Source organism: Mesorhizobium sp. M1399 (genome assembly GCF_040317735.1).
Lineage (GTDB): Bacteria > Pseudomonadota > Alphaproteobacteria > Rhizobiales > Rhizobiaceae > Mesorhizobium.
The window spans coordinates 54,861-81,147 of sequence record NZ_JAMYKZ010000003.1; the positions used below are offsets into that span (position 1 = coordinate 54,861).

Annotated in this window: 25 protein-coding genes and 1 tRNA gene; 14 read left to right on the forward strand and 12 right to left on the reverse strand. The window is 62.4% G+C overall.

Annotated features, from left to right (window positions below; translation table 11 throughout):
* Positions 1-327: 327 nt before the first annotated feature.
* Complete coding sequence (locus NKH05_RS05145) at positions 328-2,907, forward strand: bifunctional diguanylate cyclase/phosphodiesterase (RefSeq protein WP_036245080.1); 2,580 nt, start codon at positions 328-330, stop codon at positions 2,905-2,907.
* A gap of 86 nt (positions 2,908-2,993) precedes the next feature.
* On the opposite strand, the gene radC is transcribed toward NKH05_RS05145, so the two are convergent.
* On the reverse strand, positions 2,994-3,740 hold the full coding sequence (radC, locus tag NKH05_RS05150; protein ID WP_023720155.1) for a RadC family protein: 747 nt from the start codon (positions 3,738-3,740) through the stop codon (positions 2,994-2,996).
* Between the two features lie 52 nt (positions 3,741-3,792).
* On the reverse strand, positions 3,793-4,620 hold the full coding sequence (gene map / locus NKH05_RS05155) for a type I methionyl aminopeptidase (protein ID WP_352495376.1): 828 nt from the start codon (positions 4,618-4,620) through the stop codon (positions 3,793-3,795).
* Between the two features lie 299 nt (positions 4,621-4,919).
* Here map and NKH05_RS05160 point away from each other — a divergent pair, with 299 nt between their 5' ends.
* On the forward strand, positions 4,920-5,216 hold the full coding sequence (locus tag NKH05_RS05160; protein WP_023678889.1) for a DUF982 domain-containing protein: 297 nt from the start codon (positions 4,920-4,922) through the stop codon (positions 5,214-5,216).
* Positions 5,217-5,337: 121 nt separating this feature from the next.
* Here the strand turns inward: NKH05_RS05160 and NKH05_RS05165 are convergent.
* The 3 genes from NKH05_RS05165 to NKH05_RS05175 form a co-directional block, all read right to left on the reverse strand.
* Positions 5,338-5,412 (reverse strand) — tRNA-Glu (locus NKH05_RS05165).
* A gap of 172 nt (positions 5,413-5,584) precedes the next feature.
* Positions 5,585-6,715, reverse strand: coding sequence for a YcbK family protein (locus NKH05_RS05170; protein WP_352495410.1), 1,131 nt, complete (start codon positions 6,713-6,715; stop codon positions 5,585-5,587).
* A 326-nt stretch (positions 6,716-7,041) separates the two neighbouring features.
* Positions 7,042-8,877, reverse strand: a complete 1,836-nt coding sequence (locus NKH05_RS05175; protein WP_353025095.1) for a PHA/PHB synthase family protein — start codon at positions 8,875-8,877, stop codon at positions 7,042-7,044.
* A 151-nt stretch (positions 8,878-9,028) separates the two neighbouring features.
* Between NKH05_RS05175 and NKH05_RS05180 the strand changes: the two genes are divergently transcribed.
* The 5 genes from NKH05_RS05180 (at position 9,029) to recJ (ending at position 15,002) form a co-directional block, all read left to right on the forward strand.
* A complete protein-coding gene (locus NKH05_RS05180; protein WP_352482154.1) occupies positions 9,029-9,361 on the forward strand; it encodes a hypothetical protein in 333 nt (110 codons plus the stop codon).
* 40 nt (positions 9,362-9,401) lie between these two features.
* Complete coding sequence (locus tag NKH05_RS05185; protein WP_352466981.1) at positions 9,402-10,619, forward strand: LL-diaminopimelate aminotransferase; 1,218 nt, start codon at positions 9,402-9,404, stop codon at positions 10,617-10,619.
* A 41-nt stretch (positions 10,620-10,660) separates the two neighbouring features.
* Positions 10,661-11,974: a homoserine dehydrogenase gene (locus NKH05_RS05190; RefSeq protein WP_352482155.1), complete on the forward strand. Its 1,314-nt coding sequence runs from the start codon at positions 10,661-10,663 to the stop codon at positions 11,972-11,974.
* 199 nt (positions 11,975-12,173) lie between these two features.
* A complete protein-coding gene (glpX, locus tag NKH05_RS05195) occupies positions 12,174-13,157 on the forward strand; it encodes a class II fructose-bisphosphatase (RefSeq protein WP_023720150.1) in 984 nt (327 codons plus the stop codon).
* A gap of 60 nt (positions 13,158-13,217) precedes the next feature.
* Entirely contained in the window at positions 13,218-15,002 is a 1,785-nt protein-coding gene (gene recJ / locus NKH05_RS05200) for a single-stranded-DNA-specific exonuclease RecJ (protein WP_352482157.1), read from the forward strand.
* 20 nt (positions 15,003-15,022) lie between these two features.
* Here the strand turns inward: recJ and NKH05_RS05205 are convergent, their stop codons facing one another.
* The 3 genes from NKH05_RS05205 to folE all read right to left on the reverse strand — a co-directional run bounded on the left by NKH05_RS05205 (position 15,023) and on the right by folE (position 17,222).
* A complete protein-coding gene (locus tag NKH05_RS05205) occupies positions 15,023-15,994 on the reverse strand; it encodes a patatin family protein (RefSeq protein WP_352482159.1) in 972 nt (323 codons plus the stop codon).
* An 84-nt stretch (positions 15,995-16,078) separates the two neighbouring features.
* On the reverse strand, positions 16,079-16,549 hold the full coding sequence (hisI, locus tag NKH05_RS05210; protein WP_352482161.1) for a phosphoribosyl-AMP cyclohydrolase: 471 nt from the start codon (positions 16,547-16,549) through the stop codon (positions 16,079-16,081).
* A gap of 10 nt (positions 16,550-16,559) precedes the next feature.
* On the reverse strand, positions 16,560-17,222 hold the full coding sequence (folE, locus tag NKH05_RS05215; RefSeq protein WP_352482163.1) for a GTP cyclohydrolase I FolE: 663 nt from the start codon (positions 17,220-17,222) through the stop codon (positions 16,560-16,562).
* 240 nt (positions 17,223-17,462) lie between these two features.
* Between folE and NKH05_RS05220 the strand changes: the two genes are divergently transcribed.
* Positions 17,463-17,909, forward strand: coding sequence for an iron-sulfur cluster assembly scaffold protein (locus tag NKH05_RS05220; protein WP_023720146.1), 447 nt, complete (start codon positions 17,463-17,465; stop codon positions 17,907-17,909).
* Here NKH05_RS05220 and NKH05_RS05225 read toward each other — a convergent pair.
* Positions 17,906-18,820 (reverse strand): LysR substrate-binding domain-containing protein, encoded by a 915-nt coding sequence (locus tag NKH05_RS05225; RefSeq protein WP_352855411.1) that lies wholly within the window; start codon positions 18,818-18,820, stop codon positions 17,906-17,908. The two genes, NKH05_RS05220 and NKH05_RS05225, sit on opposite strands and share 4 nt — an antisense overlap.
* 92 nt (positions 18,821-18,912) lie before the next feature.
* Between NKH05_RS05225 and NKH05_RS05230 the strand changes: the two genes are divergently transcribed.
* The 5 genes from NKH05_RS05230 (at position 18,913) to NKH05_RS05250 (ending at position 23,661) form a co-directional block, all read left to right on the forward strand.
* Positions 18,913-19,080: a hypothetical protein gene (locus tag NKH05_RS05230; protein ID WP_352482166.1), complete on the forward strand. Its 168-nt coding sequence runs from the start codon at positions 18,913-18,915 to the stop codon at positions 19,078-19,080.
* A gap of 79 nt (positions 19,081-19,159) precedes the next feature.
* On the forward strand, positions 19,160-19,534 hold the full coding sequence (gene yidD, locus NKH05_RS05235) for a membrane protein insertion efficiency factor YidD (RefSeq protein WP_031194332.1): 375 nt from the start codon (positions 19,160-19,162) through the stop codon (positions 19,532-19,534).
* A gap of 146 nt (positions 19,535-19,680) precedes the next feature.
* Positions 19,681-20,496, forward strand: coding sequence for a class D beta-lactamase (blaOXA, locus tag NKH05_RS05240; protein WP_352640621.1), 816 nt, complete (start codon positions 19,681-19,683; stop codon positions 20,494-20,496).
* Between the two features lie 168 nt (positions 20,497-20,664).
* Positions 20,665-22,638 (forward strand): threonine--tRNA ligase, encoded by a 1,974-nt coding sequence (gene thrS, locus NKH05_RS05245; RefSeq protein ID WP_023720142.1) that lies wholly within the window; start codon positions 20,665-20,667, stop codon positions 22,636-22,638.
* An 84-nt stretch (positions 22,639-22,722) separates the two neighbouring features.
* Positions 22,723-23,661: a lysophospholipid acyltransferase family protein gene (locus tag NKH05_RS05250; protein WP_352482168.1), complete on the forward strand. Its 939-nt coding sequence runs from the start codon at positions 22,723-22,725 to the stop codon at positions 23,659-23,661.
* Positions 23,662-23,673: 12 nt separating this feature from the next.
* Here the strand turns inward: NKH05_RS05250 and NKH05_RS05255 are convergent, their stop codons facing one another.
* A complete protein-coding gene (locus NKH05_RS05255; RefSeq protein ID WP_023720140.1) occupies positions 23,674-24,639 on the reverse strand; it encodes an RgsD C-terminal domain-containing protein in 966 nt (321 codons plus the stop codon).
* Positions 24,632-24,814, reverse strand: coding sequence for a hypothetical protein (locus NKH05_RS05260; protein WP_352495373.1), 183 nt, complete (start codon positions 24,812-24,814; stop codon positions 24,632-24,634). The genes NKH05_RS05255 and NKH05_RS05260 overlap by 8 nt, the downstream gene beginning before the upstream one ends.
* Here NKH05_RS05260 and NKH05_RS05265 point away from each other — a divergent pair.
* Positions 24,798-25,382: a nitroreductase family protein gene (locus NKH05_RS05265; protein WP_352495372.1), complete on the forward strand. Its 585-nt coding sequence runs from the start codon at positions 24,798-24,800 to the stop codon at positions 25,380-25,382. The genes NKH05_RS05260 and NKH05_RS05265 overlap by 17 nt on opposite strands.
* Before the next feature lie 21 nt (positions 25,383-25,403).
* On the opposite strand, the gene NKH05_RS05270 is transcribed toward NKH05_RS05265, so the two are convergent.
* Positions 25,404-26,285, reverse strand: a complete 882-nt coding sequence (locus NKH05_RS05270; protein ID WP_352855410.1) for an HpcH/HpaI aldolase/citrate lyase family protein — start codon at positions 26,283-26,285, stop codon at positions 25,404-25,406.
* Positions 26,286-26,287 lie beyond the last annotated feature (2 nt).

Sequence of the window (26,287 nt, forward strand, 5' to 3'; positions counted from 1 at the left end):
AGCATCGAGGTGTGCAATGGCGCTCGTGTCTGCGGTCTTCCGAGCAAGGCTGATCTCGTTTCATGTTGGTCCGCTTCATGCAGCCTGCCTTCAACATCGCGCGGGCGGTGGTGTCGATGTCGACATAACAGCCGGCGTCAGCCATCGGAAAATCCGAAATTTTTCAGGAGTGTGAAGGTCAAATTAAACATTGAACGCTAATATTCCTCATCGGGTCGACCCGAGAACCTGAAATGGCAATTGAGGAATCGCCTATTGGCTTTTTTCCGCGCTAGGTTCGGCGGCATCAAGGAGGCCGTCTTTTCGTCGGCAAATATTCCGGCGGCGATCGCGTTTGTCGTCATCCTTATCAGCGCAGCGTTCGCGGAGCACCAGAACAAGATCGTCTCGGACCAGGCCGTCCGTGCGGACGTGCTGACCAAGGTCAACCTCATCCGCGCCAAGCTCGAAGGCAATATCAACGGAAACCTTCAACTCGTGCATGGACTGGTCGCTGCGGTCGTAACCGAGCCCTATATGGGACAGCAACGCTTCGCTTCGCTGGCGAGTAATCTGTTTGGCGCGAACTCGCAATTGAACAATATTGCCGGGGCGCCCGATCTGGTCGTTTCCCTGATGTACCCGATGGAGGGTAACGAGCAGGCGATGGGCCTCGATTACCGCAAGAACGAGCGGCAGCGTGCGGCTGCGCTAAGGGCGCGAGACGAACGCAAGCTGGTGCTTGCCGGTCCCGTCGATCTGAAGCAGGGAGGACAAGGCTTTATCGGTCGCTTTCCGGTTTTCGTGCGGAGCGCGGGCAATACGGAAAGGTTCTGGGGCATCATTTCCGCCGTTGTCGACGTGCAGCGTCTCTATCGGGCGAGCGGGCTGCTTGACGACGATCTCGGGATTGACATAGCGCTGATCGGCAGGGACGCTCTCGGCCAAAATGGAGACCAATTCTACGGCAATGAGCGGATCGGCAAAAGCGATCCGGTGACGGCCGACGTTTTGCTCCCGTCCGGTTCGTGGCAGATCGCGGCCATTCCCAAAAATGGCTGGCCTTCGACGCCAAGTAACGCATGGTTGTTGCGCGCGATCATGGCGACGGCCGGGGCCTTGGTTGTGTTCCCCTTCCTGGTCACAGGTCGCCTGATCGGCGAAAGACAGCGCAATTATGCGGAATTGCGTCGATTGTCACGACGCCTGGAACTCGCTCTGGAAGCCTCGGCTATTGGGGTTTGGGAACACGATCTCGCGACCAACGAGCTTACGTGGGATGATCGCGTAAATGAAATATATGGCAAATCAACCGGGGAGCACCGGGGCTACATAGACTGGGCGGGTGCAATCCACCCAGATGATTTGGCTACCGCCAACGCAGATTTCGACAGCGCGGTGGCCAGCGGACGACCCTATTTGTCGGAGTACCGGATTGTGCGTCCGGATGGCGAGGTCCGTCATGTCCGGTCCAAGGCGATCGTTTACCGGGTCGCAAACAACACTCCAAAAATGATAGGCGCGGAATGGGACGTTACAGCCGATGTCCTGCTGAACCAGGATCTGGTTCGAGCAAAACAGCTGTCCGAGTCGAAAAATGCAGAACTCGAGTCGGCCAAAGCGCGCATAGAGCACATCGCGCTTCATGACTCGTTGACCGGCTTGCCCAACCGGCGTTACCTCGACCAGGTACTGGAAGATTACGCGGCAAACGCCAGGCGCTCAGGCGGGCATGCGGCACTGCTTCACATCGATCTGGATCGGTTCAAGCACATCAATGATACGCTGGGCCACGCCGCCGGTGACGCAATGTTGGTTCACGCGTCAACAGTCCTCAGATCGAAGGTCGGCGACGAGGGATTCGTCGCCCGCATCGGGGGAGACGAATTCATCGTTCTGTGCGTGGTGCGCGACGATACCAAGCAACTGGCGCTGCTCGCTGACCGCGTCATCAGCCAGATGCGCGAACCGGTCTACTACCAGGGCCATCGATGCCGTTTTGGTGTCAGCGTGGGAATCGCAGTCGACAACGGAAAAAATATCGAAGCCAAACACCTGCTGGTAAACGCCGATATCGCGCTTTACCGAGCAAAGAGGCGTGGGCGCAATCGATACGAATTCTTCACCGACGCGATGCAAAGCGAAATCGTCGATACAAAGCGGATTGCCGACGAAATTCTCGGCGGCCTTGAGCGCAACGAGTTCATCCCCTTCTACCAGCCCCAATTTGACGCAAAGACGCTCGAAATCGTGGGGGTTGAGGCGCTGGCGAGGTGGAGACATCCAGAAAAGGGTATTTTGGCGCCCGATGTCTTCCTGAGAATTGCGGAAGAACTGAATGTGGTCTCGATCATCGACCAAGCCATATTGAAGCAGTCGCTTTTGGACTTCAAAGAATGGTCCGCTGCGGGACTCCACATTCCGCGGGTATCGGTCAATGTTTCGGCGCGACGCCTTCAAGATGAGGAGCTCATCAAGAGCTTGCGAGAACAAAATATCGAAAAAGGGACAGTTTCATTCGAGCTTGTTGAGTCAATTTTCCTGGACGAGAACGACGACCTTGTCACCTGGAATATCGAGCAGATAAAAGAACTCGGGATTGACATCGAAATAGACGATTTTGGTACTGGTTACGCTTCGATAGTCAGTTTGCTCAAGTTGCAGCCTCGCCGGCTAAAGATAGATCGGCAGCTGGTCACCCCAATCGCCAAATCGCCGCAAAGAAGGCAGGTTGTCTCGTCAATCATTGACATCGGCAAGTCCTTGGGTATCGAGGTCGTGGCGGAAGGTGTCGAGACGATGCAGCACGCACGGATACTCAAAGGCCTGGGCTGCGACATGTTGCAGGGTTATGCCTTCGGCTACGCGCTCGATTCCGACGGACTAAAGGCCTTTGTTCGATCCCGGCGGCTGCGCACAGCCAGCTGAGCGCCAGTCCCCGCATTTACCGGCGCGATCGGCGTTGAGCGTCGCATCAATATGCGCGTGGCAGGCCAGGCCGGTAACAATAAGCCTCAAATAAGCAGCAGGCCCTTCATGCTGGAGTGGCCTTTCCTGCCGATGATGATGTGATCGTGAACGGCAATGCCAAGCGGTTTGGCCGTCTCGATGATCAGCTTGGTCATCTCGATGTCGGCGCGCGACGGCGTCGGATCGCCCGATGGATGATTGTGAGCCAGAATAATCGCCGTCGCCGAGAGCTCCAAGGCGCGCCTGACCACCTCGCGCGGATAGACCGGCGTGTGGTCAACGGTGCCGACCTGCTGCACCTCGTCGGCGATCAGTGCGTTCTTCTTGTCGAGGAACAGGATGCGGAACTGCTCCCGCTCCTCGAAGGCCATGACCGACCGGCAGTATTCGAGAACCTGCGTCCAGGTTGACAAAAGCTCGCGGCCGGCGATCTCGCCGCGCGCCATGCGCTGCGCCGTTGCAGCAACCACCTTCAGGTCGAGCGCCACCGCCGGGCCGATGCCCTTCACCTCCTGCAGGCGCTCGACGGGCGCGCCGAGGACCTCGGCCAATGTACCGAAGCGTGCCAGCAATGCCTTGGCGACCGGCTTGGTGTCGGCGCGCGGGATCAGCCGAAACAATAGAAGCTCGAGCAGTTCGTAGTCGGGGAGGGTGTTGGGGCCGGCAGCAAAGCGTTCGCGCAGGCGGTCGCGATGGCCGAGATAATGCGGCTTGTCGGCGGCCACCGCCTTCGCGGGCGATCGCACCGGCCTTTCGGGAAAGAAGGCCCGCTCGTCGTCGTCACCGTTCATGGCTGCCCCACCCAGCATTTGCCGGGCAAGGTAACGCCCGATCTGCCAGACACTAGGCCCGCAGGCCGGGGCGGTCGAGGTTTTTTGGCGATAGCGTGAAGATCTCGCAGCCGGTTTCGGTGACGCCGATCGTGTGCTCGTACTGCGCCGACAGCGAACGATCGCGCGTCACCGCGGTCCAGCCGTCCGACAGCACTTTCACATGCGGCCGGCCGAGATTGATCATCGGCTCGACGGTGAAGATCATGCCCGGCCGCATCTCGACGCCTTCGCTGGCGCTGCCGTAATGCAGGATATTCGGCGCGTCGTGAAACAGCCGGCCGACCCCATGGCCGCAGAAATCGCGCACCACCGAGCAACGCTCGGCTTCGGCGTAGGTCTGGATGGCGGCGCCGATGGCGCCGGTGCGGGCGCCCGGCTTGATTGCCGCGATGCCGCGCATCAGGCACTCATACGTGACTTCGAGCAGCCGCTCCGCGGCACGCTTGATCGTGCCCACTGGATACATGCGCGAGGAGTCGCCATGCCAGCCGTCGAGGATATAGGTGACGTCGATGTTGACGATGTCGCCGTCCTTCAACGGCTTGTTATCGGGTATGCCGTGACAGACGACGTGGTTGATCGAGGTGCAGGATGATTTCGTGTAGCCGCGGTAGTTGAGCGTCGCCGGAAGCGCGCCATGGTCCATGCCAAATTCGAAAACGAAACGATCGATCGCCTCAGTGGTGACGCCGGGCGCCACCATCGGCACCAGTTCGTCGAGGCAACGCGCGGTGAGATCGCAAGCCTTGCGCATGCCGATAAAGCCTTCCTCGTCGTAAAGACGGATCTGGCCGGTGTTTCTGAGCGGTGCCGTGGCGGCGTCGAGATAGGTGACCATTTTTATCCGTCTTGCAGGGATGCGAGGCCTGGCTGAGCCCCGCGAGAGAAATTCCCCCAGATTTGGCACTGGAAAGCGCAAGGTTCAAGGACGAACTGCCTACGGAGGCCGAAGACCGGCGATATTCACGCCCAGGGGCATTCTCCTTGCCTGCAGCGGCCCGTGCTTCCGCCGGGTTCATTTGGCTACCGCAGTGACGACACATTTCCAGGCGAGAAGTCGGCCCAAGCATTAGCCGTCACGGCAACTTTTTGCGACGAACGGCGTTGCGGCGGGGGCGTCGGTTCGGGAGAGATCGAATGGACAGACTGCAATTCGAGGTGCCGGTGCGGATCGCGCCTGTGCCCGGCCAGCCGGTCGAGGAAATCTACAGTGTCGAGCAGGCGCTCGATTTCCTGCAAACGTGGCCGGTCCGCCGGAAGGGGCCAACCTACCAGGCCGCGTTCAACGCCTGTTTCGGCGCCACGGTGGACATCGTCGAGACCGAAGACGCATGGCGGGCCTTCATGGCCTTTTGCCGGGTGAGCGGCCTGCTGGCCAGGGACATGATGGTTCCGCGCAAGCGCGGCGGCGAGGCGAGGGGACTGCGGGCGTAGGGAGCCGTCGACATAATCTTCAATTTGTCTGGCAGCCTTTGCCGACATCCTCATCAGAGTGGTGGTCCGGCAAGGTTACGCAGCGCGTTAGCGATGGCATGTGCTAAGTACTTGAGGTCTCTGGTACGCCCAAGGGGAATCGAACCCCTGTTACCGCCGTGAAAGGGCGGTGTCCTGACCGCTAGACGATGGGCGCGCTCAGATGTGAGCGCTTATAGTTGCGTCGCGACAAACCGGCAACCCGTCTGCTGCCGGCTGCGACAACTTTTTTCCTTTGGCTCCAAACCGCGTCTTTCCGACAGCCAAGCTGGTTTTTGCGGCATGATGCAACGCCGCCGAAGGGCCTTCAGTGGCGGAAGAACCTCGCCCTAGCCGCGCCTGCGGCAGCGCCAGTTCCAGTCGCGCTCCGGTCCGACATCGACGTGGACGGATTCGGTGTGGCAGTAGGTGCCGACGCCGCCGCGGCCCGGCATGGTGCGGATATAGCTCGCCAGTTCCCATTTTGAGACGCCGGGAACCTGGATGTCGGCGGCGGCGCAGTACATGTGCAGCGAGTTCTTGGCACCGTTGGCGCGACGATTGCGGGCCGGATCGCGATAGCCGGAGGTAACCGTCATCTTGCGGCCGTAGTGGCCTTCGATCGTCTTCAGCACGCGAACCAGCGACGGCTTCAAGCAGGCGACATCGACGCTTTCGTTCTGTTTCAGGAGACCGTTGGGTGCCAGCCGGGCGAGGCCGGCGGCGGAGGCGACCTGGTAGGCGCCACCCGAACCTTCGTCCTCGTTGAGGTCGACGTCGCTCTCATCGTCGAGGCCGGATTTGCGCTTGATCTCGAACAGTGCCGTCTGGCGCACGCCGGGCAGCGCATCGGCCGTGAAGTGGCTAGTATCGCCGGCCGATGCCAACTGCACCGGCTTTTCAGCCGGGTTGGCCGAGGCCAGGGTGACGGTGGGCTTTGCCGCGGGCGTCGCCTTGGCCTGCAAGACCGCTGGCTGCCCGCCCGATCTGCTGTTGGCCGGCGATGCCGCCGAAGCAGGCGTAGCGCTGAACAGCGAGGCCAGGAAGTTTTTCTTCGGTGCATAGGCCTGTGGCTGCGGCATCTCGCCGGCGGTCACATAGACCGGGTTGTTCATCGCCGGCGCGGCGGCCTTGGCATCGGGCTTCGATGCGCCGGCATCGGCGGCGGCACTGTTCTGCGCAACAGCGTTGGCCTGTTCAGCCGCCTCGGCGTTTGGTTGCAGCGCTTGCGGCGAATGTCCCGCGATCGTCTCGGCCGACGTGGGAACGGCGATCGGGAAGCCGGCATCGGACTTGGCCCCTGGCTTAGCCATTGGCACATAGGCGACCTGCTCGGGAAGGTTGGCGTCGCCCTCTGCATTCATCGTCATTTGTGCGGTTGTCATCTGCGACGATGAGGCGGCCGTGCTGGCCTGGGGCGCACCGGCGGCCGTGCTGATTTCGGTGGCCGAGGCATTATAGCCTGGCATGCCGACCGACATGGTCGGGTCGCCGGCAGAGGTGCAGGACGCCAGAAGCACCGAGAAAAGCGCCCCCACAATGGCGCGGCTTTCTCCCTTCGCGAGGCGCGATCCTGCTGATCTCAAAACAAAATTCCCCCTCGATATCCGACCGGTTCGTCATTGGCGCGGCGTCGAAACGTCTCGTCGAATGACCCTTGTTCCCCGAACCGGAAACGAGACCTGTGTCAAATCTGCAAGCCTCAAAGTAATTTGGCGGCTAGAGGATGAATCAAGGCTGCTCAGGGTTGACGACACCATTTCGCCCGCTTTTGGCGGCGCGTCAACTCACCACACATTACAGATGGTTACACACGCACCTTGACATAGGTGCCGGGGGCTTCGCCTAGAACTTGCATATGCTCGCCCGGTTTGCGGGCCAGTACGCGGGTATTGTCCCTGGCTTCGATCCAGCGCTGCCAGTGCGGCCACCAGGAGCCGGGATGGTCAGTGGCCCCGGCGAACCACTGGTCGAAGTCGCCAGCCGGCTTGCCGCCGGTCCAGTAGTGGTATTTCTGCGCCGCCGGCGGATTGACGACGCCGGCGATGTGGCCGGAGCCGGCCACGACGTAGTCGACCTTGCCGCCGAAATATTTCGAGCCGAGGAACACCGACAGCGCCGGCGCGATGTGATCCTCCTTCGAGGCGAGGTTGTAGACCGGGATGGTGACGTCCTTCAGCGAAACCGTGCGGCCCGCCAACTCCATCATGCCTTGCGAAAGCCTGTTCTCAAGATAGCAATTGCGCAAATAGAAGGAATGGTTGGCAGCGCCCATGCGGGTCGAATCGGCGTTCCAGTAGAGCAGGTCGAAGGGCAGGGGATCCTTGCCGCGCATGTAATTGTTGACGACATAGGGCCAGATCAGGTCGCCCGAGCGCAGCATGTTGAAGGCGGTCGCCATCCTCGTGCCGTCGAGATAGCCTTTTTCGCTCATTGCCTTTTCAACGGCCGCGACTTGCTCCTCATCGACGAACACTTTCAAGTCGCCGGCATAGGTGAAATCGACCTGCGTGGTGAAGAAGGTCGCCGATTTGATGCGGTGGTCGCCTTCCTGCGCCATCAAGGCCAGCGCTGCCGCCAACAGCGTGCCGCCGACGCAATAGCCGATGGCATTGACGTCCTTTTCGCCGGTGGCCTTTTCAATCGTGTCGAGGCCGTATTGCAGGCCCTCCCTGATATAGGCCTCCCAGCTCTTGGTGCCGTGCCGCTCGTCCGGATTGATCCAGGAGATGACGAAGACCGTGTGGCCTTGCTCGACCGCCCAGCGGATGAAGGATTTTTGCGGGTTGAGGTCGAGGATGTAGTATTTGTTGATCCATGGCGGGCAGATCAGCAGCGGCCGCTTGAGCACGGTGTCGGTCGCCGGCTCGTATTGCAGGATTTCAGCGACGTCGCTGCGGCCGACCACCTTGCCGGGGGTGGTGGCGAGATTCTTGCCGATCTCGAAGGGTGAGTAATCGGCCTGCCGCAGCTTCAGGTCGCCCTTGCCTGCGGCAATGTCCTCGGCCAGCATCTTCATGCCGCGCACCAGATTTTCGCCGTTCGAGGCGACGGTCTCGCGAAACAATTCCGGATTGGTCAGGATGAAATTCGACGGCGAGATGGCGTTGGACACCTGCCTGACATAAAAGCTGGCCTTGTGGCGGGTGTGCTCGTCCAGACCGTCGGCGTGCTCGACCAGTTCGGCCGCCCAGCGCGAGGTGACGAGATAGGCTTGTTTGAGGAAATCGAAAAAGGCGTTGCGGCCCCATTCCGGGTCCTGGAAACGCTTGTCGCCGCGCTCGGGCTTGACCGCATCCTCGGTCTCCTCGGCACCGGCGCCGATGCGCTGAACGGCATTGGCCCAGACGGCCATATAGCCGGAAAACAATCGTGTCTGTGCCTCCAGCGCGCGCTGCGGGTCGGAGAGCCAGTATTCGGTGAGTTTGGAGAACGTCTTCACCATGTCGACGACCGGCTCGGCGACATGATCGCGCACCTCGCCCTTTTCCCGCGGCTCGGCCCATGCCGAGGCGGCCTTGCCGGCCTGCTCGATCATGCGGGCCATGTTCAGAGCGAAGCCTTCCGGGTCCTTAACCAGATATTGCTCGACGGTCGAAGGTTGGTCATCTTCCGCTTTGCCCGAATCGGGTGTTTTGGACATGGTTCGCGGGGTTCCTCCCGAAGCGTTTTGTTGACATATTACCATGGGATATCGGACAGGGTCCAACGTGCTCTAACCCGGCCGCCAGGAAAACAATATGACGATTAATATTGGCACGAACGTTTTTTCCGGCACTGGTCGTTTTTGCCGCATGGCGCTCGTCCTGCTGGCGATGGCCGGTTGCACGAGCAGCAACATAGAAGGTGCAGCGCCCGCCACCGGCCTTGTCGGGGCGAAGGACACCGGTTCCTACCCGAACCTGAACATCCCGCCGCAGGTGGCGGCCGAGCAATTCACCGACGAGGAAAAGAACGCCAAGCTCGCCCAGCTGAAGGCCGAGGAGCAGGGCCAGGCCGCGAAGGGCGGCGGCGTCAAGGTCGCGGACCAGGCTGCGCTGGACCAGCTGGCAAAAAAACACGGCGCCGAGGCGCTGAAGCAGATCGAAGGCAAATGCGACCCCGCTCTCGACCCTAATTGCAAATAAGCTTATACGCGCGACCGCAACCTCACTGTCTGGAACTGCCATGGAAGAATTTCACAAGGTCCGCCGGCTTCCGCCCTATGTCTTCGAACAGGTCAACCGGCTGAAGGCCAGTGCCCGCTCGCGTGGCGCCGACATCATCGACCTTGGCATGGGCAATCCGGACCTGCCGACGCCCAAGGCCATCGTCGACAAACTCTGCGAGGTAGTGCGTGATCCGCGCACGCACCGCTATTCGTCGTCGCGCGGCATTCCGGGCCTGCGCCGTGCCCAAGCCAATTATTATGCCCGCCGTTTCGGCGTGAAGCTCGACCCGGACAGCCAGGTGGTGGCGACGCTCGGCTCGAAGGAGGGTTTTGCCAATATGGCGCAGGCGATCACCGCCCCCGGCGATGTGATCCTGTGCCCCAATCCGACCTATCCGATCCACGCCTTCGGCTTCATCATGTCGGGCGGCGTCATCCGCTCGCTGCAGGCCGAACCGGACGACGGTTTCATCCCGGCACTGGAGCGCGGCATCCGCCATTCGATCCCGAAGCCGCTGGCGCTGATTCTCAATTATCCGTCCAACCCGACGGCACTGGTCGCCTCGCTCGATTTCTACAAGGAGGTGGTGGCTTTCGCCCGGAAGAACGACATCATCATCCTGTCGGACCTTGCCTATTCCGAGATCTATTTCGACGGCAATCCGCCGCCTTCGGTGCTGCAGGTGCCGGGCGCCATCGACGTCGCAGTCGAGTTCACCTCGATGTCGAAGACCTTTTCGATGCCGGGCTGGCGCATGGGTTTTGCCGTCGGCAATGAAAGGCTGATCTCGGCGCTGACGCGGGTGAAATCCTATCTCGACTACGGCGCCTTCACGCCGATCCAGGTGGCGGCCGCGCATGCACTCAACGGCGACGGAGCCGATATCGCCGAAGTGCGCGACGTCTACCGCAAACGCCGCGATGTCATGGTCGACGCCTTCAGCCGTGCCGGCTGGACCATTCCCGCACCGGCGGCGTCGATGTTCGCCTGGGCGCCGATCCCGGAGCCGTTCAAGCACCTCGGCTCGCTCGAATTCTCCAAGCTCCTGATCGAGCACGCCGACGTCGCGGTGGCGCCGGGCGTCGGCTTCGGCGAGCATGGCGACGATCACGTGCGCATCGCGCTGGTCGAAAACGAGCACCGGATCCGTCAGGCAGCGCGCAACATCAAGCGCTTCCTCGCATCCAGCGCCAAGCAGCCGAATAACGTCGTACCGCTCGCCGCGCATCGCTGAGTTTTCTACACATCAATCGACCGAATGGGGCGTCGCCGGACATGGCTGAAGCGTTGCGTGTTGGAATTGCCGGCCTCGGCACCGTCGGTGCGTCGGTGGCTCGCGTGCTGCGCGACAAGGCGGCGGAACTGACGCGGCAGTGCGGCCGCGAGATCGTCGTGTCAGCGGTCTCGGCCCGCGATCCCAAACGCGACCGCGGCGTTGATTTTGGCACAGCACTGTGGTTCGACGACGCCGTCAAGATGGCCCAGACCGCCGAGATCGATGTATTCGTCGAACTGATCGGCGGCGACGAGGGCGCGGCACGATCCTCGGTGAAGGCGGCGCTCGAGGCCGGCCGCCATGTCGTCACCGCCAACAAGGCACTGCTTGCCAAGCACGGCGTGTCACTGGCCGAGATCGCGGAAAAGAGGGGCGTGCTGCTCAACTACGAAGCGGCGGTGGCCGGCGGCATTCCGGTCATCAAGACGATGCGCGAGGCGATGGCCGGCAATTCGGTGACCCGCGTCTTCGGCATCCTCAACGGCACCTGCAATTATATTTTGACGCGCATGGAAGCCGAGGGCCTGTCCTTTGATGCCTGCCTGAAGGACGCCCAGCGGCTGGGCTATGCCGAAGCCGACCCGACCTTCGACATCGAGGGCCACGACACCGCGCACAAGCTGTCGATCCTGACCAGCCTTGCCTTCGGCACGAGGATTGCGGCCAATGACATCTACATGGAGGGCATCTCCAACATCAGCCAGGCCGATATCCGCGCGGCCGGCGATCTCGGCTACCGGATCAAGCTGCTTGGCGTCGCCCAACGCACCGAAAGCGGTATCGAGCAGCGCGTTCACCCGACCATGGTGCCGACGGCCTCGGTCATCGCGCAGGTGCACGGTGTCACCAATGCGGTCGCGATCGAAACCGACATCCTCGGCGAATTGCTGCTTTCCGGCCCCGGTGCCGGCGGCAACGCCACCGCTTCGGCGGTGATCGGCGACATTGCCGACATTGCCAAGAGCCGGCCTGGCTTCCAGCATGGCCCGGTCTTCGGCCGGCCGGCGAAGGAATTGAAGCCCTACAAAAAGGCGCAGATGCGCAGCCATGCCGGCGGTTATTTCATCCGGCTGACCGTGCACGACCGCCTCGGCGTTTTCGCCGCGATCGCCAAACGCATGGCCGACAACGACATTTCGCTGGAATCGATCGTGCAACATGCCGCAGGGCCGGAAACCGAGGCACAGAAGACAGTCATCCTGGTCACCCACGAGACGACCGAGGCGGCGGTGCGCAAGGCCGTCGACGGCATCACCAGGGACAGCCTTCTGACCGACAAGCCGCAAGTCATCCGCATCGAGCGGGCCGGATAGCAGTCTCAAGTTTTGCCTTTAATCGATTGATATTGCTGCGCTTTCAAAAAGGTCCAGCGCAGGTCTTGCTGTTGTCACGAGGCTTTGACACAAGAAGCGCGTCTCTGGCGGGAGGCTAATGCATGTCGCCCAAAAGTGTGCGGCGGTTTTGGGACAACGACATGCATAGAAACAAAGTGCCAACGAGGATTATCCATCGATGAATGTGGCCCAGAACATTGTCGCCGGCCTCGACCGGATACTGACCATGGAATTGGTGCGCGTCACCGAACGCGCCGCGGTCGCGGCCGCCAGATTGCGCGGACGCGGCGACGAGAAAGCCGCCGATCAGGTCGCGGTCGACGCCATGCGCCAGGAGCTTAATCGTCTCGCCATCAACGGCACGGTGGTGATCGGCGAGGGCGAGCGCGACGAGGCGCCGATGCTCTATATCGGCGAGGAGGTCGGTACAGGCAAAGGCCCGGCTGTCGACATCGCGCTCGATCCGCTCGAAGGCACGACGATCTGCGCCAAGAACCTGCCCAATGCGTTGGCCGTCATCGCCATTGCCGAAAAAGGCAGCCTTCTGTTCGCGCCGGACGTCTATATGGACAAGATCGCCATCGGCCCGGGCTATGCCGATGGCATCATCGACATCGATGCCTCGCCGGCCGAAAATATTGCCAGCCTGGCCAGGGCCAAGGGCGTTCCGGTGGCAGAGATCACCGCCTGTATCCTCGACCGGCCGCGCCATGGCGCCTTGATCGAAGCCGTGCGGGCGACAGGCGCCGCGATCCGGCTGATCGGCGACGGTGATGTCGCCGGCGTCATCCACACCACCGACCCGGACGAAACCGGCATCGACATCTATCTCGGCACCGGCGGTGCGCCGGAGGGCGTGCTGGCGGCGGCGGCCTTGCGCTGCACCGGCGGCCAGATGCAGGGCAGGCTGATCCTTGACACGCCGGAAAAGCTGGCGCGCGCGGCGAAGATGGGGATCTCCAACCCGAAACGGATCTACCACACGCAAGACATGGCACGCGGCGACGTGCTGTTTGCCGCGACCGGCGTCACCGACGGCAATATGCTGGCCGGCGTCAAGTTCGGCCGCAATTTCATCACCACGCACACGATCGTGCTGCGCTCGTCGTCGCGAACCGTGCGCGAAATCAAGGCCAGGCACCAGGATCTGGAAAAGTTTTGATTTCGACTCAGTTAGCCGTTGCATATTGTGCGCAATGACAAATTGCAGACGGCGCGTCACGTGACGGGGGAAAGACGCTTTTTCCTAGATGTCAGGCAGTCGGCCACCGGCGTTTCCTGGGAACACCGACTGACCGAGCGTCAGGACATGGCTGCGCTCGCCATCGCGCAAGGTTATGGCGTGCCCGACATCGTGGCACGCGTGCTGGCCGGGCGCGGCGTCACTGCCGAGCAGACCGAGCGGTTCCTGGATCCGACCATCCGCAACCTGCTGCCCGACCCGGCATCGCTGACCGACATGGACAAGGCGGCCTCTCGCATCGCCCAGGCGGTGACGGCAAGGGAAAAGGTGGCGATCTTTGGCGACTACGATGTCGACGGCGCCGCCTCATCGGCGCTGCTCAAGCGCTTTTTCGCACATTTCTCGGTGCCGTCGGAGATCTACATACCGGACCGCATCTTCGAGGGTTACGGCCCCAATCCGGAAGCGATGCGCGAACTCGTCTCGCGCGGCGCGACGCTGATCGTCACCGTCGATTGCGGCACCAACAGTGCTGCTTCCATCGACGCGGCGAAGGCCGCCGGCGCCGACGTCGTGGTGCTCGATCACCATCAGGTCGGCGGGCCGTTGCCGGCGGCGGCTGCGGTCGTCAATCCTAATCGCGAGGACGATCTTTCCGGGCAAGGCCATCTTTGCGCCGCCGGCGTCGTCTTCCTATGCCTGGTACAGACGGCGAAGATCCTGCGCAGCCGGCTGCCGGATGCCGCAGCGCCCGACCTGCTTGGCCTGCTCGACCTGGTGGCGCTGGGCACCGTCTGCGACGTGGTGCCGCTCACCGGCATCAACCGGGCCTTCGTGGTCAAGGGGCTACAGGTGGCGCGGCAGCAGAGGAACGAAGGGCTGGCGGCACTGGCGCGGGTCTCGCGTATCGGCGAGCCGATCAGCACTTTCCATCTGGCCTTTCTGATCGGTCCGCGCATCAACGCCGGCGGGCGCATCGGCGACGCAGCACTTGGCAGCCGCCTGCTTGCAACCGACGACCCGGTCGAGGCCCGCACCATCGCCGAGACGCTCGACCGGCTCAACCAGGAGCGGCAGTCGATGGAGCAGGAGATGCTGGCCGCGGCGCGCTCAGAGGCCGACGCCGAGCTTGCCGGCGGCAATGGTCCGGCCATCGTGGTCACAGCCAGCAGCAACTGGCATCCGGGCATTGTCGGCCTGCTTGCCTCGCGGCTCAAGGACCATGCAAGACGGCCGGCTTTTGCCATCGCCTTCAACGCCAATGGCGTCGGTACGGGGTCAGGCCGTTCGGTGTCGGGCTTCGACCTCGGCCGGCTGGTGCGCGAGGCTGCCGATGCCGGGCTGATCGTCAAGGGCGGCGGCCACGGAATGGCGGCAGGCATCACCGTCGAGCGGGCGAAGCTCGGCGCGCTCCGGGCTTTTTTCGAAGAGCGCGCTGCGGTGGATGTGTTCCGGCTGCAAGGCGAGGAGAGCCTGGCGATCGACGGCGCGCTTGCCGCCGAGGGCGCGACGCTTGCGCTGCTCGATGCGCTTGAGCGGGCAGGGCCGTTCGGCGCCGGGCATGTCGCGCCGGTGTTCGCGCTGCCGCGTCACCGGCTGGTTGATGCGCGGGCGGTCGGCACCAACCATATCCGCGCCGACCTGCAGTCGGAAAGCGGCGGCCGCATCCAGGCGATCGCCTTTCGCGCCGTCGATACTGCGCTTGGCGAATTCCTGTTCAAGAACAGGGGCAAACCGGTGCACGTCGCCGGCTCATTGTCGGGCAATCACTGGAACGGCAACCGCACGGTGCAGTTTCGTATCGTCGACGCGGCGCTTGCCTGAGAGTTCGCTGACCGCTCGGCCTAAGCGAGGACGGTCTGCAGCCGGGTCAGTTCGCCGATTTGCGCCATCGTTGCCTGGTAGCCGATACGGATCGCTTCGTCGGCGCGGTGGAATTCGGTCAGGCCGATATGGCTGAGCTTCGGCTGCAGCGACATGTCCGGCGGGTCGCCGGCCAGCCTGGCGCGCGAAATGCGGTCCTGGATGATGTTGAAGGCTTCGACCATGACGCCGGTGATGCCGAGCCGCGTCTCGCGCGACTGACGTTCGGGATCGGCGTGGCCACCCCTTGGCGCGTCTCTCTCGACGATCAGCTCGCCTGCGCTGTGCTTGATCACTGCGGCGCGGCCGAACAGATCGTAGTGAAGGTTCACTGCAACCACGAGCGGCTGCTCGTAGGCACGGCAGACCGAGACCGGCACCGGATTGACCAGTGCGCCGTCGACCAGCACGCGCCCGTTGCAGGCGACCGGCTCGAACACGCCGGGCAGCGCGTAGGAGGCGCGCATGGCGGTACTCAACGAGCCGCTCGACAGCCAGATTTCATGGCCGGTGCGGATTTCGGCAGCGACGCAGACGAACGGTTTTGGCAGGTCCTCGAAGCGGATGCCGGCTATGTGCTCGCGCAGCCGTGCATCGAGCTTCATGCCACCGAACAGGCCGCTGCCGCGTAGATTGAGGTCGAGAAGGCCAAAAATGCGCCGCCTGGTCAGGCTGCGCGCGAATTCTTCCAGCTCGTCAAGTTTGCCGGCAACATAGCAGCCGCCGACCAGCGCGCCGATCGAGGTGCCGGCGATCATCGACACTTCGATGCCGGCTTCGTCAAGCGCCCGCAGCACGCCGATATGCGCCCAGCCGCGCGCACAGCCGCCGCCCAATGCCAGCGAGATCCCTGTTTTACCTGGAGATTTGGTTTCGGATGCGCCTGCGGCCGAGGAGAGGCCATTGGCCTCCCGAACGTCAGGTCTGTTGCGCAATGACGCCCAGTCGAGCATCACAATCTCCCTTGTCCCACGGTCATCCTACAGGCGGGCCGTATCGAAATCATGAATATACGTGGCTGAAGTGCTGCGAATGGTTCATACTGATGGTGTTTTGGGCTTTCGATACGTTTTTTCCGCATCGAACAGCGGCTTGCTGCCGTCGTTGGCAAGCGTCCCTTTGCCATCGCTCAGCCCCACCGTCCGATAAAAGCATGAACGTCGGCCGGTGTGACAAGTTGCTTCGTGACCCAGCACTTTGACGCGCAACCATATCGCGTCCTGGTCACAATCTGTGAGCATCTCGACGACCTGCTGGACATTGCCCGAGGTTTCGCCCTTCTTCCACAGCGCGTTGCGCGAACGCGACCAGTAGTGCGCGATGCCGGTCTCGAGTGTCAGCGCCAGCGCCTCGGCATTCATATGCGCGACCATCAGCAGCATGCCGTTTTCGGCATCGGTGACGACGACAGTGACGAGGCCGCCGGCATCGAAGCGCGGTGAAAGGACGGTGCCTTCCTCGAGTGCCTTCTTGTCAGATGGAGCTTTCGGGAATTCCAATGCCGACATTCGCCGGTCCCTATTTAGCGAGGGCGGCGCGGGTCTGATCAGTTCCGCCGCCGCGCACCATGGTGACGAAGCGGACCTGCTCTTCAGGTGTATCCTTGAAGACGCCGGTGAAGGTCGAGGTCAGCGTGGTGGAGCCCTGTTTGCGGATGCCGCGCATGGCCATGCACATATGCTCGGCCTCGAGCATGACGGCGACGCCGCGCGGATTGAGCACGTCCTGGATGACGCCGGCAATCTGCGCAGTCATCGCTTCCTGGGTCTGCAGGCGGTGGGCAAAGATGTCGACGACGCGCGCGATCTTGGACAGGCCGACAACCTTGCCGTCAGGCAGATAGCCGACATGCGCCTTGCCGATGATCGGCACCATGTGATGCTCGCAATGCGAGTGGAACGTGATGTCCTTGACTATGACGAGGTCGTCATAGCCGGCGACTTCCTCGAAGGTGCGGCCAAGCTCCTCGGCCGGGCACATATCGTAGCCGTTGAACATTTCGCGGAACGCCTTGGTGACGCGCTTCGGCGTGTCGATCAGGCCCTCGCGCTCAGGATTGTCGCCGGTCCAGCGCAACAAGGTGCGCACCGCGGCTTCGACTTCGGCCTCACTCGGCCGGTCGGTGACCGGCTTTTCCATATAGGCCGACTGCGGCATGAGTTTCTTGATAACGGCGTCCATAAAGGCGTCTCCCGTAGTTCCTCTCTCAGGAGGAACGAGTTGAACGGACCACGACCTTTCGGGTGTTAGAAACTCGCCCGGTTTCCAGCCCGTAAGTGGCGTGAACAGATTTGGGCAGGACGAGACTTGCGGTCGCCTTGTCGATACCCGACTACGACCATTATATATGTTCGTGCCGAGCGAAAGGAAGACGCCAGAGCGGCAATCGCTGTTCGCTGGGCGGCGACGGATTGGAAAAATATGATCGACGATGTCTACAATGCGAAAATTCTGGGTTTTGCCGGAAATATCGCACGGATCGGTCGGCTCGACCGGCCCGACGCAACCGCACGAGCACATTCCAAGCTGTGCGGCTCGACAGTGACCGTCGATCTGAAGATGGATGACGGCGTCGTCAGCGATTTCGCGCATGACGTGAAGGCCTGTGCGCTTGGCCAGGCGTCGTCTTCGATCATGGCGCAGCATGTCGTCGGCGCCAGCGCGGAAGAACTGCGCAGCGTGCGCGAGACGATGCTAAAAATGCTGAAGGAAAATGGCCCGCCGCCCGAAGGCCGCTTCGCCGACCTGAAATACCTGGAACCGGTGCGCGACTACAAGGCGCGCCACGCCTCGACCATGCTGACCTTCGACGCGGTGGTCGATGCGATCGGCCAGATCGAGAAGAAGCGGGCGGAACAGGCGGCCTAAACCTCGGCAAGAAAACGCCGGCTTTCGGCGAATTCCGCCCGGACCCAGTCGGCAAAAGCCCTGGCAGGCTCGGAAAGGTCATTCAGTCTTCTGGCCACCAGCCAATAGGCGCCGGACGCAACGTCGATGTCGAAAGGCTTGACCAGCGCGCCGGACGCAAGTTCTTCGCCGATCTGCAAAAGATCGCCCAGTGCGACACCATGTCCAAGCAAGGCTGCCTGTTTCGAAAGCGAGGCATCCGCCAGCATCGGTCCACGCGCAGGCACGGCTTCAGGGGTCACGCCGGCCGCTTCGAACCAGCGCGTCCAAGCCTGACGGTTTTCTTCGTGCAGCAATGTATAGCGACCAAGGTCGATCGGTTTTTCCAGAGCTGGCCCGGACGCAAGAAGCGCCGGCGACAGAACCGGTGAATCGACGACCGAGGCAAGCTGTTCGGCTTCGCTGCGTGGCCATGAAGTGGCGTGTGCACTGAAGCGTAGAGCAAGTTCAGGCTGATCGCTGCGGAACTCTATCAACCTCGGGTCGACCTCAAGGGAAACGTCGATATCGGGTCGCAACTGGCGAAATCGGTTGAGCCGCGGCACCAGCCATACGGATGCAAGCGACGGCTCGACGCTGACACGGACCACGGACTGCTTCGGGGCCGCCGTCAATTCCGAAAGCAGCCTGTCGATGCCCCCGAAACTTCTGACCAACTGGTCGAGCAGCCGCCGGCCGGTGTCGGTCAATTCGACGCGGCGATGATGGCGGAAGAACAAAGGTTGGCGCAGGAATGTTTCGAGCTCGCGGATCTGGCGGCTGATCGCCGCCTGCGAAACATAAAGCTCCTCGGCCGCACGGCTGAAGCTCAGGTGACGACCGGCTGCTTCGAAGCTTCTAAGAGCCGTCAGGGGGAGGCGTCCGCGCTTCATTCGCATAACTCAGAGTTATCTGACGTCGACGTTATACTCGTTTGAAGAGCAAGGCCAGCGGCGCTCTAATCGGTGCTCAAAGGAGTGCTGCCATGATCCAGTTTCTCAACATCCTGAGCGATGTCGTGCGGATCGCGACATTTCAATGGCATGACGAGAAACCGCATGGCGACTGGTGCGAGGGGAGGCCGCCGACCAGCGTCGCCGCATGTCGGAAGCCGACGCCCGACCGGTACCCGGTTCGCCGTTCGAGGCAGTGACGGGATTGCCGGAACGGCATTGCGTTCCCGGCCCGATGCGCACATCTATCCTGAAGGGAAACGCGACGCGGAGACTGTGGTGGTCGGCCAACATCGGCATGCGCACGGCGCCAGGCCGATTCGACAAGGACGCAACTGGCCCGGCCCGTGGCGCAAGACGCCGGGCCGCGTCTTCGGCACGTCGCTCGTCCGGCTCTACCAGCTGACGCTGTCCGGCTTTGTGGGCAATTCCTGCCGGCATCTGCCGACCTGTTCCGAATACGCGCACGAAGCGATCGCCCGGCATGGACTATGGGCCGGCGGCTGGATGGGATTCTTTCGCGTGCTGCGCTGCGGGCCGTTAGGGACGCATGGCATCGACCGCGTGCCCGAAACCCTGGCTGAGCGCTATGTCTGGTTTGCGCCGTGGCGGTACTGGCGGATCGGGAAAAAACGTGGCGACCTAGACAGTTGACCGCAACTGTTCGTTACACAACCGCACCGCTGTTTACGATCTGGTAGGGTTAACCGCAGCTTGCGCGGACATAGCGCATTTAAGACAAAATCGAGACAAGACGCCTCGCTAAGCCGCTCCTGATACCCTTCAGGAGAGATTGCCAAATGCGCCGGATAGATCGTCTTCCCTTCGTTTTCGCCGTGGTTCTCTATGTCCTGGCGTGGCTGTTGGGCTTTCCGATCCGTGCGCAATCGGCGCCTCTCGGGGACGTCGAATGCACGCTGATCGTCGACGCCGCGAGCGGCGAGACGCTGTACCGGCAAGGGGTTTGCGATCAGCGCGTCAGCCCCGCCTCGACATTCAAGATTCCGCTGGCGCTGATCGGCTATGACGCCGGAATCCTGGGCGACGAGCATACACCGAATTGGGAGTACAAAGCGGAGTTCAACGCGCCGAAACGGGACCGCAAGACCGTCGACCCGACGATCTGGGAAAGGGATTCGGTCCTTTGGTTCTCACGCGAGATCACGCGCCGGCTCGGCAGCAAACAGTTTGCCGGCTATGTGTCCAGATTGGACTATGGCAACACCGACGTCTCCGGCAATTCCGGCAAGAATGACGGCCTCACCCATTCCTGGGTGAATTCTTCGCTCGAGATATCGCCGGTCGAGCAGGTCGATTTCCTGCGCAAGCTGCTGGCGCGGAATCTGCCGGTCTCGGACAAGGCCCATGCGATGACCAATGCGATTGTCCCGACCTTCCGGGCGGGCGGCTGGACGGTGCAGGGCAAGACCGGGACGACCAGGCTTGGCGACGATGCCGACAAGCGCTCGCTTGGCTGGTTTGTTGGCTGGGCGCAGAAGCATGCTCGCAAGATCGTCTTTGCCTGCCTCGTAGTCGATACGAAACGTTCCGACACGCCGAAGGGGCTCAAGACGCGGGCGATGTTCCTGAAAGAGCTGTCGAATCTCCTCGGGTGACCTAAATCCGGCTTTACGGCGCCGAAAACTGCCCATAAAAGACCGCTCGCCGCCGGACGCATCCGGCTCTTACTTGATGTAAGTCGCAACCCCAAAATCGCTACGCAGTTTTGGGCGACGTGCATTTTACCACCCGCGCTCGTTTGCGGGACTGGATAGGAGAATTTAATGCTGAATTCCGTTTCCCTGACATTTCCCGATGGCTCCGTCCGCGACTACGACGCGGCGATGACCGGCGCCGGCCTGGCGGAATCGATCTCGAAGTCGCTGGCCAAGAAGGCCGTTGCCTACAGCATCGACGGCACGTTGCGCGACCTTTCCGACCCGATCGGCAAATCAGGCAAGCTCGAAATCATCACCCGCGAGGATCCGCGTGCGCTGGAGCTCATCCGCCATGATGCCGCGCACGTGCTGGCCGAAGCCGTGCAGGAACTTTGGCCGGGAACGCAGGTGACCATCGGGCCGGTGATCGAGAACGGATTCTACTACGACTTCGCCCGCAACGAGCCGTTCACGCCCGACGATTTCCCGGTGATCGAGAAGAAGATGCGCGAGATCATTGCGCGCAACAAGCCGTTCACCAAAGAGGTGTGGTCGCGTGAAAAGGCGAAAAGGATCTTTGCCGACAAGGGCGAGCGCTACAAGCTCGAGCTGATCGACGCCATCGCCGAGGATCAGGATCTCAAGATCTATGCGCAGGGCGACTGGTTCGACCTTTGCCGCGGTCCGCACATGGCCTCGACCGGCCAGATCGGCAACGCCTTCAAGCTGATGAAGGTCGCCGGCGCCTATTGGCGCGGCGATAGCAACAACCCGATGCTGACGCGCATCTACGGCACGGCCTGGGCCGACCAGGCGCAGCTCGAAGCCTATCAGACGATGCTGGAGGAAGCCGAGAAGCGCGACCACAGGAAGCTCGGCCGTGAGATGGACCTGTTCCATTTCCAGGAGGAGGGCCCCGGGGTCGTGTTCTGGCACGCCAAGGGCTGGAGGATGTTCCAGAACCTGGTCAATTACATGCGCCGCCGCCTGGACGAGCAGGGCTACCAGGAGGTCAACGCGCCGCAGGTGCTCGACAAGAGCCTGTGGGAGACCTCAGGCCACTGGGGCTGGTACCGGGACAACATGTTCAAGGTGACGGTCGCCGGCGACGACACCGACGACGACCGGGTGTTTGCGCTGAAGCCGATGAACTGCCCCGGCCACGTCCAAATCTTCAAACACGGGCTGAAGTCCTACCGCGATCTGCCGGTAAAACTTGCGGAATTCGGCAATGTGCATCGCTATGAGCCGTCCGGCGCACTGCACGGGCTGATGCGGGTGCGCGGCTTTACCCAGGACGATGCCCACATCTTCTGCACCGAGGAACAGCTCGCCGACGAGTGCATCAAGATCAACGACCTGATCCTGTCGACCTATGCCGATTTCGGCTTCGACGAAATCACGGTCAAGCTGGCGACCCGCCCCGAAAAACGGGTCGGCACCGACGCGATGTGGGATCACGCCGAGGGCGTGCTGCAGGACGTGCTCGACAAGATCGCGGCGCGGTCGGGCAACCGGATCAAGACGGGCGTAAATCCGGGCGAGGGCACGTTCTACGGGCCGAAGTTCGAATATGTGCTGAAGGACGCCATCGGCCGCGACTGGCAATGCGGCACCACGCAGGTCGACTTCAACCTGCCGGAACGGTTCGGCGCCTTCTACATCGGCTCCGATTCGGAAAAGAAGCAGCCGGTGATGGTGCATCGCGCCATCTGCGGTTCGATGGAGCGTTTTCTCGGCATCCTGATCGAGAATTATTCCGGCCATTTCCCGCTCTGGTTCGCGCCGCTGCAGGTGGTGGTGGCGACGATCACTTCCGATGCCGACGATTACGCGCGAAAAGTCGTTGCGCAGCTGAAGGCGGCCGGGCTGATCGCCGAAACCGACCTGCGCAACGAGAAGATCAACTACAAGGTCCGCGAGCACAGCCTTGCCAAGGTGCCGGTCATCGTCGTTTGCGGCAAGCGCGAGGCTGAGGAAGAAACGGTCAATGTCCGCCGTCTCGGGTCGCGCGACCAGGAATCGCTTGGCCTCGCGGCCGCCGTGAAACTGCTTTCCGACGAGGCGGTGACACCCGACCGCAAGCGCCGCGCGGCCTGAGCCGGCCAATCAGCAACGAAATGGCGGTGGATCGCTCCACCGCCATTTTCATATGCTTGTCACGCCAATTGTGTAGCGAGCCCCATGCTCAAGCTGAAGATGCGCGAAAGACCGTTTCCCGAGCTCTCCTATGCCGGTCCGCATCAGCCGGCGCTGACGCGCTGGTTCATCCACTCGGTCGAAGGCCTGTCGGGACGTGATCGCTTCGCCGCACTCTATGATTTCTGGCGCCGGCAAGTGGTGCCGAACGGAGAGCGCGTGTTCAGCCGCATGCTGGAGCTGATCGACGTCCGGGTGCGGACCGCCGGTCAATGGCCGCCGGCAAACCTGCCCGACACGCCGCTGGTGATTGTTGCCAACCATCCGTTCGGCATCGGCGACGGTATTGCCGTGCTGTCGCTGGCGGAGCAGCTCGGCCGACCGTTCCGCGTCATGATCCACAGGGATCTGCTCAAGATCCGCGAGATGGAGCCCTATTCGCTGCCGATCGACTTTTCCGAGACCAAGGACGCGCTGAAGAACAACATGGCGGTCCGCCATGAAGCGGTGCGGCTGCTCAAGGAGGGCGTCACCATCGTCGTCTTTCCGGCGGGAGGTGTCGCCACCGCGCCGAAGGGGTTTGGCCGGGCACGCGATCTGCCGTGGAAGGTGTTTCCGGCCCGTCTCGTTCAGGACGCAAAGGCGTCGGTCATCCCATTGCATTTTTCGGGCCAGAACGGCCGGCTGTTCCATCTGGTCAGCGGACCGATGAACATGGCCGAACGCGACGGGCGTGTGGCGAAATTCGTCGGCAAGGCCTCGCTGACACTGCGCACATCGCTGCTCATCCGTGAATTTGCGCGGCTCTCCGGCAAATCGATCGACGTGCGCGTCGGCGACGTGCTGGGGTGGGACGAACTGGAGCCGCTGCGAGACCGCAAGGCCTTGCTCGACCGCCTTCAGCGCGGCGTCTTCGATCTGGCGCCGGCCGAGACGACTGGCCGCGTGCCGTTGCTGGCGCGACGCATGCGCAAAGCAGCCTAGAGGGGGCGCGGCTTAGTCGGCGCCTTCCTCGGAATCGATGGCCGAAGCTTCGGTTGCCAGGACTTCGATGTCCTGATTGTGTCCGGCCACCACCGTAAAATCCTTCTGGTAGATGCGGTCGCGGTTTTTGGCGATGATGGTGTAGTCGCCCTCGGCCAGCACCATCGAGGCAAAGGCGCCGACGGTCTCCTTGATCGGGTCGCCGGACTCGTTCAGCAGCGACCAGGAGGTGTCGGCGATCGCCTCGCCGCCCGGCTCGCGCACCAGCTTCATGGTCATCTCGGCGGCACGATGCTCGACCGTCGCTTCGGTCAGCTTGCCGGCCTCGACGCGGATGTCGGAGCGGATGACCGCGTTCACAGCGCCATAGGTCGAAACAACGTGGTAGGTGCCGGCATTGAGCCGCACGACGCTGTTCGGCTCGACATCGGGTATGATCAGCGCGCGATCGCCGTCGGCCGCGGCGTGGCTCTCATAAATCGAGAAGCGCAGCTTCTTCGGCGGTATGCGCACCCCTCCCGACAGCACGGCATCAAGCTTGAGGCCGCCGGCATCGAGCACGAGGCTCTCACGCTTGGCTTCCTTGCCGACGGTGATGCGCTTGGTGGCGCCGGCCCGCCCGTAGGAGGCATGGACCAGATAGGAACCCGGCTCGAGCTGGAATACGGCGGTGCCGCCATGAGCGGAGGCGACCATCGGCAGCTTGCCGTCGCTGGCCGATTCGGGCTTGAAGACGCGCCAGACGATGCCGCGCGTGATGTCGGCACCCTTGTCGGTCAATTGCGCCGACAGCGTGATCGCCCCGCTGCTGCCCAATGCCAGCGATGTCTCGCTTTTCGGAGGCGCATAGCCCGAAATTCCGGGAAGTTTCAGATCACTGAGGCCGTCTACATTCTGGGCGGCGGCAAGCGAAACCGGCACCATCAACAGTGCGGCAGCGAGCCATATCAGGAAAAGACGCAATGTCCCCTCAAACATGCCTTGCGTTGAAGCCCAATGCGGTGGCAATTTCAAGGCTTAAGAGTCCGGTCGGCTTCCTGCTAGAGGGCTCTTTGTCCGGCGCGTCGCGCCAATGCCCCGAGCCGCCCGATATCCCGATGGCGCGCTTCAGCTCAAATTCCAGGAGACTTGCGCCCATGGCGTCGCCGATCATCGATTTTCTGCTGACCCGAAATTCCGCGCCGATCCCGGATTTGAAAGAGCCGGCACCGGGCGATGCGGAGATCGCGACCATGATCGCCGCCGCCTCGCGGGTGCCGGATCATGGCCGGCTGGAGCCCTGGCGTTTCATCCTCTATCGCGGCGAGGCTCGCGTCGAGATCGGCAAGGAGTTGGCAGCACTTGCCGAACAGCGCGAAGGGCCGTTGCCGGAAGGCCGCCGCAACCAGGAATTGGCACGCTTTTCGCGGGCGCCTCTGGTCATCGGCGTGATCTCGATCCCCAGGGAAAATCCAAAGATCCCGCAATGGGAGATGTTCTTGTCCGGCGGCATGGCTGCGATGAACCTGCTGCTTGCCGCCAATGCGCTGGGCTACGGTACCAACATGATCAGCAACTGGTATTCCGACGTGCCAGAGGGCAGGGCGATCCTCGGTCTGGCGCCGCATGAGCGGGTCGTCGGTTTTGTCCATATCGGCTCCTATCAGGGGCCAGCGCCGGAGCGGCCACGGCCCGATCCGGCAAAGCTCTACGCCGACTATTCGGGGCCGTGGGTGGGATAATTTTCGACCCGGAACCAGACCCTAAGCGTCAAGCCCCGCTGCCCTGGCTCGCGCCAGGAGCCGCTCGGCGAGCTTGAGATGCGGCCGGTCGTACATCTTGCCGTCGATGCCGACGACGCCGGGGTTTCCCGCCGCCTTGAATGCCTCGACGATCGCCAGCGAATTTTTCACCGCTTGCGCCGAAGGCGTGAAGGCGGCGTTGATGACCGGCACCTGCGCCGGATGGATCGCCATCTTGCCGGTGAAGCCGTCGCTCTCGGCCTCGGCGCATTCGGCCTCGAAGCCGGCCATGTCGCGAAAATCCGGAAAGACGGTGTCGATCGCCGCGACTTCCGCGGCATTCGCCGCAAGCAGGGTCATGGTGCGGGCGAAGCGGAATACATCCGTGTAGCGGCCATTCGCGTCGCGCGTCGAGCGCGCGCCGATTGCCGCCGACAGATCTTCCGCGCCCCAGGTGACGCCGACAAGCCGCGCGCTTGCCTTGGCGTAGGTCACGGCGGCCAGAACGCCGGCGGCCGTTTCTGTGATGATCGGCAGGATCTTTATCGCGCCGTCCGGCAGGCCGCTTTCAGCTTCGTGCACCCTGAGCTTGGCCGAGAGATGCTGGACATCCAGTCCGCTGTTCGACTTAGGCAGCATGATGCCGTCGGGCTTCACTGGCACGAGCGCCGCCAGATCGTCGTCGGTCAGTCCGGTCGAAAGGTCATTGACGCGCACATAGATCGCGGAGTTGGTTCGGTGCCTGTGCCCGGCGAGGAAACGCGCCGCTGTGTCGCGCGCCAGCCCCTTGTTTTGCGAGGCAATCGAGTCCTCGAGATCGACGATGACCATGTCGGCGCCCGCGCCAAAGCCCTTCTCCAGCTTCTTTTCCGAATCGCCGGGAACGAAGAGCAGGGAACGCATCG